Annotated in this window: 15 protein-coding genes; 8 read left to right on the top strand and 7 right to left on the bottom strand. The window is 62.3% G+C overall.

The window, feature by feature from the left end:
- Nucleotides 1-74 precede the first annotated feature (74 nt).
- On the bottom strand, nt 75-989 hold the full coding sequence (gene cysK, locus BN2694_RS05035; RefSeq protein ID WP_135663212.1) for a cysteine synthase A: 915 nt from the start codon (nt 987-989) through the stop codon (nt 75-77).
- Between the two features lie 116 nt (nt 990-1,105).
- Nucleotides 1,106-1,744, bottom strand: coding sequence for a helix-turn-helix domain-containing protein (locus BN2694_RS05040; RefSeq protein ID WP_244605362.1), 639 nt, complete (start codon nt 1,742-1,744; stop codon nt 1,106-1,108).
- A 172-nt stretch (nt 1,745-1,916) separates the two neighbouring features.
- Here BN2694_RS05040 and BN2694_RS05045 point away from each other — a divergent pair, with 172 nt between their 5' ends.
- A complete protein-coding gene (locus BN2694_RS05045) occupies nt 1,917-2,885 on the top strand; it encodes a sugar phosphate nucleotidyltransferase (protein WP_135663216.1) in 969 nt (322 codons plus the stop codon).
- A gap of 90 nt (nt 2,886-2,975) precedes the next feature.
- Here BN2694_RS05045 and BN2694_RS05050 read toward each other — a convergent pair whose 3' ends face one another.
- On the bottom strand, nt 2,976-3,704 hold the full coding sequence (locus BN2694_RS05050) for a diphthine--ammonia ligase (RefSeq protein ID WP_135663219.1): 729 nt from the start codon (nt 3,702-3,704) through the stop codon (nt 2,976-2,978).
- An 81-nt stretch (nt 3,705-3,785) separates the two neighbouring features.
- On the bottom strand, nt 3,786-3,938 hold the full coding sequence (locus tag BN2694_RS16990) for a hypothetical protein (RefSeq protein ID WP_167879964.1): 153 nt from the start codon (nt 3,936-3,938) through the stop codon (nt 3,786-3,788).
- A gap of 545 nt (nt 3,939-4,483) precedes the next feature.
- Here BN2694_RS16990 and BN2694_RS05055 point away from each other — a divergent pair.
- The 4 genes from BN2694_RS05055 (at nt 4,484) to BN2694_RS05070 (ending at nt 8,006) form a co-directional block, all read left to right on the top strand.
- The gene (locus BN2694_RS05055; protein WP_135663223.1) at nt 4,484-5,374 is read left to right on the top strand and encodes a coiled-coil protein; all 891 of its coding nucleotides are present in this window, start codon (nt 4,484-4,486) and stop codon (nt 5,372-5,374) included.
- A gap of 70 nt (nt 5,375-5,444) precedes the next feature.
- Nucleotides 5,445-6,581, top strand: a complete 1,137-nt coding sequence (locus tag BN2694_RS05060; RefSeq protein WP_135663226.1) for a DUF373 family protein — start codon at nt 5,445-5,447, stop codon at nt 6,579-6,581.
- A gap of 42 nt (nt 6,582-6,623) precedes the next feature.
- Nucleotides 6,624-7,037 (top strand): DUF371 domain-containing protein, encoded by a 414-nt coding sequence (locus BN2694_RS05065; protein ID WP_135663229.1) that lies wholly within the window; start codon nt 6,624-6,626, stop codon nt 7,035-7,037.
- 120 nt (nt 7,038-7,157) lie between these two features.
- Nucleotides 7,158-8,006 (top strand): endonuclease III domain-containing protein, encoded by an 849-nt coding sequence (locus BN2694_RS05070; RefSeq protein WP_135663232.1) that lies wholly within the window; start codon nt 7,158-7,160, stop codon nt 8,004-8,006.
- 28 nt (nt 8,007-8,034) lie between these two features.
- Here BN2694_RS05070 and BN2694_RS05075 read toward each other — a convergent pair whose 3' ends face one another.
- The 3 genes from BN2694_RS05075 to BN2694_RS05085 form a co-directional block, all read right to left on the bottom strand.
- Complete coding sequence (locus BN2694_RS05075) at nt 8,035-9,012, bottom strand: aldo/keto reductase (RefSeq protein ID WP_135663235.1); 978 nt, start codon at nt 9,010-9,012, stop codon at nt 8,035-8,037.
- Between the two features lie 120 nt (nt 9,013-9,132).
- Nucleotides 9,133-9,588, bottom strand: coding sequence for a disulfide bond formation protein B (locus tag BN2694_RS05080; RefSeq protein ID WP_135663237.1), 456 nt, complete (start codon nt 9,586-9,588; stop codon nt 9,133-9,135).
- A 41-nt stretch (nt 9,589-9,629) separates the two neighbouring features.
- Complete coding sequence (locus tag BN2694_RS05085) at nt 9,630-11,546, bottom strand: beta-CASP ribonuclease aCPSF1 (protein WP_135663239.1); 1,917 nt, start codon at nt 11,544-11,546, stop codon at nt 9,630-9,632.
- 300 nt (nt 11,547-11,846) lie between these two features.
- Between BN2694_RS05085 and BN2694_RS05090 the strand changes: the two genes are divergently transcribed.
- From BN2694_RS05090 to proS, 3 genes are all read left to right on the top strand, one after another.
- Nucleotides 11,847-12,344 (top strand): hypothetical protein, encoded by a 498-nt coding sequence (locus tag BN2694_RS05090; protein WP_135663242.1) that lies wholly within the window; start codon nt 11,847-11,849, stop codon nt 12,342-12,344.
- A gap of 72 nt (nt 12,345-12,416) precedes the next feature.
- Nucleotides 12,417-13,235, top strand: a complete 819-nt coding sequence (locus BN2694_RS05095) for a succinylglutamate desuccinylase/aspartoacylase domain-containing protein (RefSeq protein WP_135663244.1) — start codon at nt 12,417-12,419, stop codon at nt 13,233-13,235.
- A gap of 214 nt (nt 13,236-13,449) precedes the next feature.
- The gene (gene proS, locus BN2694_RS05100) at nt 13,450-14,901 is read left to right on the top strand and encodes a proline--tRNA ligase (protein ID WP_135663246.1); all 1,452 of its coding nucleotides are present in this window, start codon (nt 13,450-13,452) and stop codon (nt 14,899-14,901) included.
- Nucleotides 14,902-15,127: the final 226 nt, after the last annotated feature.

Below are 15,127 nucleotides of genomic sequence, written 5' to 3' on the forward strand. Positions count from 1 at the left end.
CACGATTGCTGGGACATCGGAGACAGGATAGGAGTTCCCCCAGCGAGACCGAACTTTCCGGTGATACGAACAGATCAGACGTCTTCGAAGAGATCCGTCGAAAGGTAGCGTTCGCCAGTGTCCGGCAACAGGGTAGCGACGACAGCGTCGTCGGGATACCCTTCGGCGACCCGTTTGGCGGCGAGGGCCGCAGCGCCCGAGGAGATCCCGACGGCGAGTCCCTCCTCGCGGGCGATTCGGCGCGCCTCGGCGATCGACTCCTCGCGTTCGACGGTGACGACCTCGTCGAGTAGTTCAGTCCGCAAGATCTCGGGCACGAAGCCAGCACCGATCCCCTGAATGCCGTGGCTACCGGAGTCTTCGCCGGAGAGAACCGCCGATTCGGCGGGTTCGATCCCGACCACGTCGACGTCGGCCTCGACTTCCTCCCGGAGGAACTCGCCGACGCCCGTGATCGTCCCGCCGGTTCCGATGCCCGCGACGAACGCGTCGAGTTCACCGTCGGTAGCGTCCCAGAGTTCCGGCCCGGTCGTCTCCCGGTGGGCGCCCGGATTTGCGGGGTTCTCGAACTGCTGAGGGACGAACGAATCGTCGTACTCCGCGGCGAGTTCGTGTGCGCGGTCGATCGCGCCGCTCATACCGCCGTCGGCGTCGGTCAACACAAGTTCCGCACCGAGTCCGGCGAGTAGTTGGCGGCGCTCCTCGCTCATGGACTCGGGCATGGTGAGCACGAGATCGTACCCCTTCGCGGCACAGACACTCGCAAGGCCGATCCCGGTGTTCCCGCTCGTGGGCTCGACGACAACCGTATCTTCGGTTATCTCCCCACTCGCCTCGGCAGCCTCGATCATCGAGCGCCCGATGCGATCCTTCACCGAGTATGGGTTGAACGATTCGACTTTCGCGAGCACCGCTGTCCCAGACCCGTCATCGAGTCGGAGTAGCGGCGTGTTCCCGATCAGTTCAGTGATGTCGTCGACGGTGTCCATGGCACTAATACGGTCCCCGTTGTCACTATTTAAGGTCGTCCGAAAGTCCCAGCGGACGGGAATACACCCGGACTGATGCGGGTTCAATCACCGAGTCGGCCAAAAGACGGGTCAGGTCACAGTTCGGTCAGCAGTTCGTCCATCAGTTTCGACTGGGCGGCCGCGAGATGTTCGGTGAACGTCGAGGAGTCGATGCCCAGTTCGGCGGCGACATCGGTCGCGTTTGCTTCCCGCGGGTAAGAAAAGTATCCCATCTGGTAGGCCGTCTCAAGGACTTCCTGCTGGCGATCAGTTAGCCGGTTGCGGTTGATCGGAACGACGTCCGTGCTGCCCTCCTCGTCGCTGTCGACCTGCAGCAAGTAGCGGATCCGGACGGACCCGTACCGCTCACGAAGGTCCGTCACGAGGTCACGAAGGTCCTGAATGGCCGTGAGGTGCAACGAGAGTACCAGCGAACCATCCTGGGCGCGAATTTCAGAGATCGGGTGGCTATGGTCCTCGACGAACTCACAGACGCAGTCGAGCGGTTCGTGCCGGAATCGATAGACGTTCGTCGAACGGTATTCGAACAGCTGTGAGAGCCGATCGTCCGAGAAGTCCGTCTCGCCGCTGGCGGTGAACTCCTCGGTGATCGAACTCGCGTCCTGTCCCGCCCGCGAGACGGAGGTGAGCGGGCCCTCGGCCCGTTCGGAGAGTTCCGCGACGGGGCAAGTGTCCGGAGAGAGGACCTCGACTTCCGCACGCATTCCCGGCATTGTTGACTCGACGTAGGTCCGGACGGGCCATAACCCACCGGGCCATTCCCATCGACTGAAAACGCCGTAGCGGCGTAGTACACGGCAAAAATAGCCGCATCGGATACGACCGGGAAACACGTCTATCGTCCGAATGAAAAAGGCCTTAGACCGGGGCCCCGATCTCGGTGATATGCAAGCCGTCGTACTTGCCGGAGGTTACGCGACGCGTCTCTGGCCAGTCACCCGCAATCGACCGAAAATGTTCCTCCCGATCGGTGAGACGACTGTCATCGATCGCATCCTCGAGGATCTGGAAGCTGACGATCGCATCGAGGATGTCTACGTCTCGACGAACGAGCGCTTCGCGGACGATTTCCTCGACCATCTCGCAGAGAGCGACTTCGAGAAGCCGACGCTCTCGGTCGAGGAGACCGTCGAGGAAGACGAGAAGTTCGGCGTGATCGGAGCCCTGGCACAACTTGTCGACCGTGAGGGCTTGGACGGAGAGGACTTGCTCGTCATCGCTGGAGACAATCTCATCAGTTTCGACGTCAGCGACTTCCTCGATAGCTTCCAGAGCCACGGTCAGCCGACACTGGCAGCGTACGATGTCGGCTCGCGGGAACGGGCGAAATCGTACGGTCTCATCGCCGTCGAGGACGATCGCGTCGTCGACTTCCAGGAGAAGCCGTCGAATCCCGACAGCACGCTCGTCTCGATCGCCTGTTATGCGTTCCCCGCCGAAGACGTTCGCTTCGAGGAATATCTCGGGGGCGGGAACAATCCAGACGAGCCGGGCTGGTTCATCGAGTGGCTCGTCGATCGGGGGGACGTCCGTTCGTTCACCTTCGACGGCGCCTGGTTCGACATCGGGACGCCGGAGAGTTACCTCGATGCCGTCGCATGGGAACTCGACGGCGACAGCGTTGTCGCCGAGAGCGCAACCGTCGACAACGCCGAGATCGGCGAGAACGTCCACGTCATGGACGGAGCGACCGTCGAGGACTCGACGGTCGCCGAGTCGCTTATCTTCCCGGACGCTACTGTCCGGGACTGCGAGCTCCGCGACACGATCATCGACCAAGAAACTCACGTCGAGAACCTCGACCTCGCTGGCGCGCTGATCGGTGCCCACACCCATATCACGAACGGTCAGTAGTGTCCGCGACCAGTCTCAGCGAGGCGACTCAAAAGTACGTCAGGAACGGTCCGTCGTTGCAACGTGACTACGGGCGCTGTTTCCGTCAGGCTACGCCAGCCAGGCGTCCTCGACCCGGATCGACCCCCGCGTCCCATCCCACTCGATGCCGTACTCGAGTTCGATCGGTCGATCCATGTGTGGCCCGTCAGTGACAAGTGTCTCGAACTCCCCGCCTTCGCCGAGGATATGAACGCCGTACTCCTCGTTGAGTGAACGGAGGTCCGTCAGGGCATCCTCGTCGAGCCGGCGCCCGAGCCACGTCTCGTCCATGCCACCAGCAGCCACCCGGACAATGCGAATCTCGAAGCCCGCTGCCAGCATCTCACTGGCGAGCGTCTCGGGATCGCCTTGCCAGAGGGGAGCGAACAACTCGGCGCCGAGCCGGTCGGCCAGCCCCTCGATCCGTGTGGTCTGGTACTCGCTCTCGACGGCACCCGCGACGATTCCGGCTACGCCGCCCGGCAATGCGGCGTCGAGGTCGCGGACGGCCGCCTCGAGGGGTTCGAGTTCGGCGTCACCCTGTGTGCCCGCGTCGACGGCGGTATCGGCCTCGAAGTCATCAGGTTCGACCTCGAGGAGTTCGATGCCGATGCTCTCGGCCGCCAGTCGAGCCAGCTCAGTCGCCGGAACGTGATACATGTAAGAGTCCCCACTCGGGTGGACCGTGACGAGTCGTTCGACGGCCAGATCACGCTCCAGGGCACGATACAGCGCCCAGGAAGAATCCTTGCCGCCGGAGAACAGCGACACCCACGCGCCCGCCCCGCGATCGTTCATGTCCCGGCTAGCCGTGTCGCCGGATTTAGGCCTGCCGGTCGAAGCCACGGCAGTCGAGTGAGAACAGTACCACGCCTCGACTCAACGATGGACCGTGACAGTCACCGCGCCACAGGCACACTCATAGACGTGGCGGGTTCCGCCGGGGGACTCGTAGACGAGCTGACGCTCGTCAGCCGAGAGCAGCCGGTCACAGCCCTCGGCGTCACAGGTCGGCGTGAGCGATTCGAGCATATCTACCAGTAGGTCACCGAACAGTATGAAAGCGATCCGACCCCGGAGTGAAAGTGAAAGTGCGAGGCGGCGGCCACGACGTCAATCGTGTTTCGCGAGTGGCGTGCCGGGGAAGTCAAGCCGGGCGACGACCGGTACCTCTCCTGAAAATCGGGCGATATATGGAGAAGATCTAATTACCTTCGAAGGAAACACTTCGAATACCGTGACTCCGATCGAGATCCCGGCAGGGGCGGAGACGGTCGAGTTGGCGCTTTCGCTGCCGGACAGATCGATCAGCAACAGCTACCAGTTATAAATGGCTGTGGTAGAGTCTCACATTCGAGCGAATTGGCCCTCGATCCCGTGATATGACCACTCACGGACCACGGTGACCGGAATATTTAAACTATGGGGCGATGTAGTAGCAACTACCTGAACGCTTCGAGCGTTCGGCAGTATCGCGCGACGCCCAGCATGACAGGGAAGCTACTTATCAGGCGCCAGCAGGTCGGGAGAGACCGTACTGTCGAACGCCGAGGCGGGAACGGCACAGAGAGTCAACCATGACAGATTCGATAGACCAATCCAAGAACGTATCAGTAACAGACGACGACCTCGAGAACAAATCCAAGGGCGAGCTCATCAAACTCGCTGGCCAGCTCAGAGATCGACGTAACGATCTCAACCAGATGGCCTCCGAACGGGCCTCCGAGCGAGACGACCTCAACGCCAAAACCCGCGATAAGGTCGACGAGGCCCAGGAACACCGCGAGAAGCGCGACGAGCTCAACGAGCAGGTTCAAGAACACAAGGAGAAGCGAAACGAGCTCAACGCCGAGGCGAACGAGCTCTTCGACGAGGTCGAACAGAAAAAAGAAGAGCTAGAACTCAACGAGGGCAAGAGCGTCGATCAACTCGAAGAGGAAATCGAGGACCTCGAGTTCAAACAGCAGACGGAAGTGCTTGGTTCCGAAGAGGAGCAGGAACTCATCGAGAAAATCGAGGACAAACGTGAGCAACTTGCCGAACGCAAGGAGAAGTTAGAGCAGACTGACGACGTCGACGAGATCAAGGCCGAGGCCCAGGAAATCCGCTCGGAGGCCAGCCAACACCACCAGAAGGTGACCGAGCTGGCCGACGAGGCTCAAGAGCACCACAACCAGATGATTGAGGCCTATCGCGAGGCCGACGAGGTCCGCGACGAGGCCGACGAGATGCACGAGAAGTTCGTCGAGGCCCAGGAGGCCGCCGACCAGCACCACGAGGACTTCGTGCGCGTCCAGAAGCGCCTGCGCGAACTCGACAAGAAAGAAGAAAAAGAGGAGCGCTCGCGCCGCGAAGAGGAGAAAGAGGCCGCCCGCGAGGAGGCCGAAGAGATATACCAGCAGTTCAAGGACGGCGAGACCCTCGACACCGAGGACCTGATGAAGCTCCAGAAGACCGGACTGCTCTAGACGGTCGACTGTTCTCAGGTGGGGGCCACGGTAACGAGGATTTTTATTCATCCCCGGCTACCTCCCGGATGTGAGCACGCTGGTGGTGTGTGTAGACCGGGGAAGCGACCTCGCTGGAGCCGCGGACCCGCCGGTCGTGGGGTTCGAAGCGGTCGAGTCGTTAGTCACGGAATTCGGTATCGACGATCCCGAAGACAGCCGCGTGAACTGCCTTCTCGAAGGACTTCGTATCACGCGCGACCTCGAGGACAACGGCGAGGACGTGACGGTCGCTGTCCTCTCCGGTGGCAGTGAGACTGTCGGCGTCGATCGGTCGGTAGCCCGCCAGACCGACGAACTGCTCGAGTCACACGATCCCGACTCCGCGATCGTCGTCACTGACAGCCCGGAAGACGAGCGACTCGTTCCGATCGTCGAGAGCCGGATCCCCGTCGACGCCGTCGACCAGGTGATCGTCCGTCAGGCTCGGGACATCGAGTCGACGTACTACCTCCTCAAACAGTTCATGGCCGACGAGGAACTCCGCGAGACCATCTTGGTTCCCATCGGGGCAGCGCTGCTCGCGTTGCCGGTCCTCCTTTTGGTACTCAATAGCGTGACCATGACTGTCGGGGCGATCGCAGCGGCCGTCGGGCTGGTACTGCTATACAAGGGCCTCGGCATCGACGAGTACCTCGCAACGCTGCCCCGGCAGATACACGACGCGCTGTACTCCGGGCAGGTGTCGCTGGTAACGTACGTCGTCGCCGCTGGCCTGACGCTGATCGGCCTGTTCGTCGGAGCACTTGGCGTCTCGGCCACGGCCTCTGACGCCGAGGTCATCCTGGCGATGCGTTTCGGGTTCGATAGCGTCCCGTGGCTGACCGCAGCGGCGCTGGCCGCAAGCACCGGGCGCTTGCTCGACGAGTTGCTCCAGCGTGATGGCGTTCGGAGTGCCTATCTCAATCTCCCGTTCGGCGTCGTCGCCGTCGGACTCGTGGTTCGGGGAGTCACCGGTTACTTCCTCGAACGGGCAGCCGTGTTCGCCTCGATACGGATCTCGGCGGTCGACCTCGGACCGATCGTCGTCGAAGGGTTCGCGGTCTCTCCCGGGGCCAGACTCGCGCTGTTCCTGTTGGCCGGTATCCTCGTCAGCCTGATCGGCGTCCGGTTTGCCGCCTACGTGAGCGGGACGACCGTTCAGGAAGATCTGGCGTCGGAAGCCTGATCGAAACGCACGTCTCAAGTACCGTCGTCCGGAGCCACGACCATGGACGAACGCATTCGTGCTCGGGGAGACGACAACGTGACCGCGACGCACCAAAGTACGCTCGAGCTCACGAGCGACGACTACCTCACCCCGGCCGGAGACTGCATCGTCGGGATCGAGGCCGACCGCGTTCCCGCGGACTTCGATCCCGGATTCGTCGAAGCCTGCCAGGATCGGGACAGTCAGATCACGGCCACGCTCTCGACCGACAGCCACCAGTTCGAGATCATCGGACGGGGACACCCTGACCTCACCTTCGAGAACGACCGCAGCCTCGTGCTCCGAACCAGCGACTACGTCGACGATCGAACCGTAATGATCGACGCGGATGCGGCGGCCGCCGACGTGGATCGCGATCTGATCGAGGCGCTTTCGGCCGGTGAGTCGGTCACGATGACCCTGGCCGTCGAGTGATCGTCCTCAGCGGTCGGACGTGAAGTATAGCACACAAAATACGATGTGGACACAAGTGACGGGTGGAAGACGAACGGACGTGTCCGATCGTTTTTGTCCGTGGCTGACGGAATCAGGGATATGAGCGAGGATGTAGAGCCGAGTCGGAACATCAGCGGCGGAGGCGACGGCGGTGGATCGACGACGGCCTTCGAAACCGACGCGGGCGCCTCCACTCGAGCCGGCACAGTCGTGGATCGGTTAGGGGAGTTGTACTGGCAGAAAACCTACGGCGGCCAGGACGCCTTCGAATGTCTCGTTCGGACGATCCTCAGTCAAAACACCAGCGACGCGGCGAGCCAGCCGGCTCACGACGCCCTGATGGAACGGTACGGAGCGAACCCGGACACCGCCGCTCGTGAGGGTGAGACGGAACCGGATCTCGTCGAGGCACTGGCCGACGCCGACCGGGCACAACTTGCCGAGACGATCTCCGGGGCGGGACTGCACAACCAGAAATCCGCCCGGATCATCGACATCGCGGAACGGATCCGAACCGAGTACGGTAGGGAAGCCGACTTCGACGCGTTCGTGCGTGACGAAGACGCTGAGGAAGTTCGGGAGACACTGCTGGAACTGAGCGGTGTCGGTCCCAAGACGGCCGATTGCGTTCTGCTGTTCGCGGGCGGGCGCGACGGGGTCTTTCCCGTCGATACGCACGTCCATCGGATCTATCGTCGGCTCGGGATCGCCCCGCCGGACGCCGACCACGAGACAGTCCGGGCGGTGCTCGAAGAGATGGTTCCCGAGGAGAGATGTGGCTTCGGTCACACCGCGAGCATCCAGTTCGGCCGGGAGTACTGCACGGCGCGCAAGCCGGCCTGTCTCGACGGTCCCGAGGCGTGCCCGCTGTACGACCTCTGTGATCGCGTCGGTGTCGACCCAGCAAACGGCGAGGTCGTCGATCCGGCCGAGACAGTCGAAAGCTGAGAACGTCTGAGAACGAGTCGCCCGAGATTCAGGCTTCGATCGCAGCGTCGATCCGTTCGAATTGCTCGTGAGTGAGATCGACCTCGATGGCGCCGAGATTCTCTTCTAGCTGGTCGGTCGTTCGTGCGCCGATGATTGGAACGATCGTGAGATCCTCGTGGGCCAGCAGCCAGGCGAGCGAGATCTGGGCGGGCGAGGCATCGACTTCCGCGGCCACCGCGCGAATTTCCTCAAGGACGTCCCAGGCTTCCTGCCGGAGGTACCAGTCTTGGAAGTGCTCGTCGATGTCTCCCCGCGAGCCGTCGGGTGCCCGAACCTCGCTGTCCCCGACGCGTTCGTACTTGCCAGTGAGGAATCCGCCGTGCAGCGGCGAGTACGGACAGACTGCGAGGTTCTGGTCAGCACAGACGTCGAGGTACTCAGCGACCGGTTCGCGGTGGACTGCCGAATACTGGGGTTGGGTGACGGTGAAGGCCTCGTCGTTGTTGACGTCGGCTTTCCAGAGGCCCTTGGTGAGTTTCCAGGCGTCAGCTGTCGAAAGACCGACGTAGTGGACCTTACCCTCGCTGATCAGGTCGTCGATGGTCCGCAGCGTCTTTTCGATTGGCGTCTCGTCGTCGAAGCGGTGCAAATAGAGGATGTCGAGGTAGTCGGTGTCGAGTTTCTCCAGAGACGCTTCGACCTCCGCGCGGACGTTCTTCGCCGAGAGGTTCTCCTGAAACCGCGAGACATCCGACCAGAAACACTTCGAAGCGACAACGTAGTCCTCACGATCTTGGTCGTCGAGCCACTCGCCGATCCATCGCTCCGAGTCGCCACCACCGTACCCGTTGGCCGTGTCGATGAAGTTCCCACCAGCCTCAGCGTAGGCGTCTAACAGCTCGTGTGCATCTTCACGATCCGTCTCGACGACGCCGGTGTCCTCGTGTTCCATGCCGAAGCGCCAGGTTCCCAGCGCGATCGGCGATACTTCGAGCCCGGTCTCTCCGAGTCTGACGTATTCCATATTGGGATTGGTGGTGATGGACACGCATAAGTCCGATGTGATAATTCGTACCAACTGTGAATCAATGGAGCGATCAGTCGCCGATGAAAGAGAGAGGCGACGGCTATCGTCTGTCTCGCCTCAATCGAGCGAGCGAACGCCAACAGCGAGCATCGCCGTCGTAATCAGCGCGAACGCGAGCAGCGACAGGTTCGGTATCGAGAGGCCGAGCACTCGCAACTGAACGGTCCCGCACCCACCACCGATAGTACACGCACCCCCCGTCGCGGCCGAAACCTGTATCAGGGAGTGATAGGCTGCAATCCCGATCCCGAGTACCGACAGCGGGAGAACCGTCCGGTAAATCCGCCGTCGATTCCCGAAAGTGGCCACACCGAGGACAACAACGAGCGGGTACATGAGGATGCGCTGATACCAGCACAGCCGGCAGGGCACCAGTCCGAGCCCAAGGCTCAGATAGAGACTGCCGGCAGTCGCGACGATGGCGACGAACGTCGCACCTGCGAGGAGCGATCGCTGACGATCGAGCAGTAAGCTACGTGTCGAACGACGGCCGGGTGCGCTTGTATCGTTCATGGGATCGACGAAGAGTCCCGAATGAGATCCTCCAAGATCGGTCAGACGAACCGGAACGTCTCTAGGTTCTTTGGCGCGAACGTCCGCAAGTTGTAGTCGTGATACAGCGCCGAAGAGAGATCCTGTACGGAGGACTCGTCACCGTGGACACAGAGGATCTTCTCCGGGCGCGGGTTCATCGTCTTCACGAAGTTCTCCAGGCCCTGACGGTCTGCGTGGCCCGAGAAACCATCGACGGTCTCGACACCCATTTCCAGCTTCAGGGTGTTGCCCCGGCTGCCGTTGCCCAGCGGGATCTCGTCCCAGCCGTTCTGGATCCGCCGACCCAGCGTTCCCTGTGCCTGGTAGCCGACAAACACGAGTGTCGAGTCTGGATCCGGACCGACGTGCTCGAGCCAGGACATGATCGGCCCGCCAGTGACCATCCCCGAGGTCGAGAGGATTATCGCCGGCTCGCCATCGGCGACTTCCTGTCGCTCGTCCTCACCGCCGTCGATATGGTTGAACTGGTCGGCGAGGAATGGGTTCTCGTCGTCGTGGAAGATCCGATCCCGGAGGTCGTCCCGGAGGTACTCGGGATACGTGGTATGAATGGCCGTCGCTTCCCAGATCATCCCGTCGAGATGAACCGGCATCTCCGGAATGTCGCCGCTTCGCATCGCCTCTTCGAGGACCAGCATCAGCTCCTGGGACCGTCCCACAGCGAACGCCGGGATCAGGACTTTTCCGTCCTGTTCGTACGTTTCCCTGATGACCTCCTTGAGCTTCTGTTCGGAGTCTGCCTGGTCGGTCTGGTAATCGTTGCGACCGCCGTAGGTCGACTCGAGGACGAGCGTCTCGACGCGAGGAAATTCGTTGACTGCGCCGTTGAACAGCCGCGTGTCGTCGTAGTGGATGTCACCCGAGAACGCGACGTTGTACAGCCCATCACCGATGTGGAAGTGTGCGACCGACGAACCGAGGATGTGGCCGGCATTGTGCAACGTGAGCTTGATGTCCGGCGAGATATCGGTCACGTCGCCGTACTCGATCGGGATGGTGTGTTTGATCGCCTCCCGGACCATCTCGGAGTCGTAAGGCGGGCTCCGCCCTTCCTTGGAAGCGACGTCGAGGTAGTCAAGCGTGAGCAGACCCATCAGATCGCGGGTCGGCTCGGTCGTGTAGATCGGGCCATCGTACCCGTACTTGAACAGAAGCGGGATGAGCGCCGAGTGATCGAGGTGGGCGTGTGTCAAGACGACGGCGTCGAGCGAACTCGGGCCAGATCCCAGCGCCTCGGGCACCTGGAGGTACGGAACCTCGCCCTCTGCACCCGGCTTGTCGCCACAGTCGATGAGAACGCGGGTTTCGGGTGTCGAAAGGATGAACGAGGCGCGACCGACCTCTCGACAGCACCCGAGCGTGGTGATGCGGACCCACTCGTCGTCGGACATCTCCTCGCGGTGGATCTGTCTGCCGACGCGTTCCAGGATGTCCCGACGGTCTTCGCGTTCCTGAGTGAGGAAGCTCCGGACGTTGCTGACTGTCGCCGACTCGATCGGTGGCGTCCGGACCACCTCGGGCGTCCAGCCGACCTCCTTGGTGATTTCCCGGAGCGTTGAGCCGTGTCGTCCGATCACCATGCCCGGTTTCTCGGCTTCGATGACAACCTCGCCGGTGTCCTCGTGGAAGTCCAGATCGGTGACGCTGGCCTCTTCGGGGATCACCGAGAGAATCTGGTCTCTGGCATCCGAGGGCCGCGAGAGGACCTCGGGATCGGGCCGGACGGTAATTCGCTTGCGGAGTTTCGAGGCCAGCCGGCGAACGAGGTCGCCGTTGCCCGCGAACGTCTTGGGATCGCGGGTGTAAACGACCAGTTCCGGCCCCTCGAAAGTGACCTCCGTGATGGAGATGTCGTTCGGTACTTCGCGTTCGATCGTCGCCTTCGTGTCCTCGAGTTGCTGATCTACCTTGCTCATAGCTGCAAAACACACAGGGCGTCCCGGTCCCCACCGTGGAACTGAGTCGACCGCACCACTGCTACAGCAGTCCCGTGCTGTCGATGAGTGGGACCCCGACTGAATAGTAATGTCATGATACGATAGCGCTTCCCGCTCGTGTGGTACTCCGGACCAGTCTGACTAACGCTGAGAGTCCGGAAAACCGATCTCCACGTTGGGGTATCCTTCTCTGCTAATAAAAACCTTCGGAAACTACAGGGCTGATACACGAGAGAACGTTCCGGAAACTACAGGCTCGAACCCGTTGTGAGTGTGCCTATGCGCGTGACACCGGCTGTCGTCGCCGCCGAACGGACCTGGGTCGAAGACCGCGGCGAGGTCGTCGTCCCGCTGGTCAATCGGGTCCGTCGTGATCTCGGCGACGCGTTCGATACGACGGTGGATCCGATCACCGACGAACAGTACCACGACGCCGTCGAGACGGTCTTCTCGGACGGAGACCGGGCCGTCAACGTCGCCGCGCTGGTCGCCATCCTGCGGGACCTCGACGTCGAAGGTGACTACCCGGGATTCGTCGTCGACGAACAGCTCGGTCGACAGCTGGCGGCGACGATCGCGGGTGGCCAGCCACTGTCGACGCTCGCAGAAGCCACGTTCCACTACGCGGACGTGACGACCCACGGAGATTCCGACGACGACGCTGCGGGGCTGGACGATCTGGACGCAGCGCTGGCTGCCGGGTTCCAGACGCGATTGCCTGGCTGGGAGTGGACCAAGGGAGAGAGTCCGTTCGGGGTCGAGCCGGACGGCGAGTGAATGCGGTCTTCTACCGGTGTCCACCGACGCGTATTCCGGTAGCTCTTGTGGCTCGGTCGTCTACGTACCGCCATGCGAATCGAGCAACTGGGGGAGGGGGAGCCGGAACTGGCGATCGTGGCGGCGATCCACGGCGACGAACCGTGTGGCGTCCGGGCAGTTGAGCGATTGCTTGCCGACGAATCGACGGTAGAACGACCGGTCCGGCTGATCGTCGCAAACGAGAAAGCCCTGGCCGAAGGTGTCCGCTACGTCGATACGGACCTCAACCGGGCATTCGACGAGGAGACGTCCGAGGACGCTCACGAGCGGGAGCTGGCAGTCGAACTCGCCGAGGCGGTCCGGGGATGTACGGTGCTGTCGATCCACTCGACGCGCTCAGCGGCAAAGCCCTTCGCGATCACGTCCGGACTGAACGACCTCGCCCGGGAGATCGTTCCTCATCTGTCCGTTCGGGCGCTGGTCGAGACCGGCGTCAATGCCGAAGGACGACTGTTCGCCGCGGAGGCGGACATCCTCGAAGTCGAGGCTGGCTATCAGGGTTCGGTAGAGGCCGCCGAGAACGCCTACCGGCTGGTCCGGGAGTTCCTGACGACGACGGGCGCCATCGCCGGTCAGACCATCGCTCACGATCTCGAGGTCTACGAGCAGGGCGAACCGGTCGAGAAACCCCCCGCAGAGGAGTACGAGGTCTTCGCCGAGAACTTCGTCCACGTCGACGCCGGGGAGACCTACGCCGCGGTCGACGGGGAGGGACTGGCAGCCCAGGAGGGGTTCGATCCCATCCTCTTTTCGGCGTACGGCTACGAGCACATCTTCGGCTATCGGGGGACCTTCGCCGGGACGCTCCGGACGACCGAGGACGGGACCGCGACGCTGACGGCCGACTGACCTCGCCCGCTTGCGGATGCGTGGCGGCGCGAACACGGCGGGTTTAAGCCGCCCCTCGTGGACACACGAGTATGAGCGGCGAGCAGGCTTCAACCACAACAGGTGTCCATCTGTAATCTTGCCGTGCCGACCGGCAATGGGGAGTTGATGCGTTACCACGGATAAACGCTCGCACGAAGCGACCATCACGCCGAGCGAACACGAGGTTCGACCAATGTCAGAGCAAGAACTCGGAATCACGACGAGCAAAGAACACGAAACCGGAGAATGGTACGCCGAACTGGTCCAGAAGGCCGGCCTGGCCGACTACGCCCCGATGGGCGGGTTCATCGTTACCCGCCCCCGCGGGTACGCTATCTGGGAGCGCCTCAAGAACCATCTCGACGGCTGGTTCAAACAGACCGGTGTCCAGAACGCGTATTTCCCGCTTTTCATTCCCGAGCCGTACCTCGAAAAAGAGAAAGACATCGTCGAAGGGTTCGATCCCGAGGTGGCGTGGGTCACGAAGGGGGGCTACGACGAACTTGAGGAGCGTCTTGCAGTCCGCCCTACCAGCGAGAGCATCATCACGCCCTTCCTCGCACAGTGGACTCGCTCGCACCGTGACCTCCCGATCCGGGTCAACCAGTGGTGTAGCGTCGTCCGGTGGGAGGCCACCGAGACCAAACCGTTCTTCCGCACCAAAGAGTTCCTCTGGCAAGAGGGTCACACCGCCCACCACGACGCTGAGGACGCTATCGAGGAGATGGAGACGCGCCTCGATCAGTACGAGCGCCTCTACGAGGAGGTGCTGGCGATGCCCGTCCTGATCGGTCGCAAACCCGAACACGACAAATTCCCCGGTGCCCACACCACGACGTCCGTCGAAGCGTTGATGCCCGACGGCAAATCCGTCCAGGGCGGAACCTCCCACTATCTGGGGACCTCCTTCGCGGAGGCCTACGACGTGACCTACGTCGACGAGGACGAGCAAGAGCGGACGGCCCACACGACCTCCTGGGGGCTGTCCTGGCGGGCGCTGGGCGCGCTGTTTATGACCCACAGCGACGACCAGGGACTGGTCTTGCCGCCGACGCTCGCCGAGACCCAGGTCGTGATCGTTCCCATCTGGGACGAGGAAAGCAAGGACGACGTGCTGGAATACGCCGAGGCAGTCGAGGCAGATCTCCGAGAGGCAGGCGTTCGCGTCGAACTCGACGACCGCGATCACCGCAATCCCGGGTTCAAATACAACGAACACGAACTCAACGGCGTCCCGCTGCGGATCGAAGTCGGTTCCTACGAGGTCGACGACGATGAACTCACGCTCGTCCACCGACCCGACGGCGAGGAGCTCACGGTCGATCGAGAGGGCGTCGCCGACACCGTCGAAGAACACCTCGATACCGTCTTCGCGAAACTCTACGCCAGTGCCGAGGAAACCCTGGAGGGAGAGATCCGCGAGGCCGAGTCCCGCGAGGAGATCCTCGGCACCATCGGCCAGCACGGCGGGTACGTCAAGTGTGGCTGGTGCGGTGACGAGGATTGTGAGGAGCCGATCAAGGACGCGATCGCGGCCGAGATCGTGATGGTCCCGAAGGACCGCGACGAAGAGCCAATCCACGACGAATGTGCGATGTGTGGGGAGGAGGCCGAAGAGACGGCCTACTTCGCAAAGACCTATTGAGCGTACTGCGCGAGCACAGCGAGCGCAGTTTCCCCGCGACAAACAGCGTGAGTCGCGGCTCTTTTCATCGACGTTTTGCGACGAGTGGGTCCGAGCGAACGGAGTGAGCGAGGAACCCCGAGGAGGAAAAGGTCGTGTGCGATTTGCGGTGAAGAGGCGGTTGAGACGGCCTACTTCGCAAAGACCTATTGAGCGTACTGCGCGAGCATAGCGAGCGCAGTTTCCC

This window comes from Halorhabdus rudnickae, from assembly GCF_900880625.1.
GTDB classification, from domain to species: Archaea; Halobacteriota; Halobacteria; order Halobacteriales; family Haloarculaceae; genus Halorhabdus; species Halorhabdus rudnickae.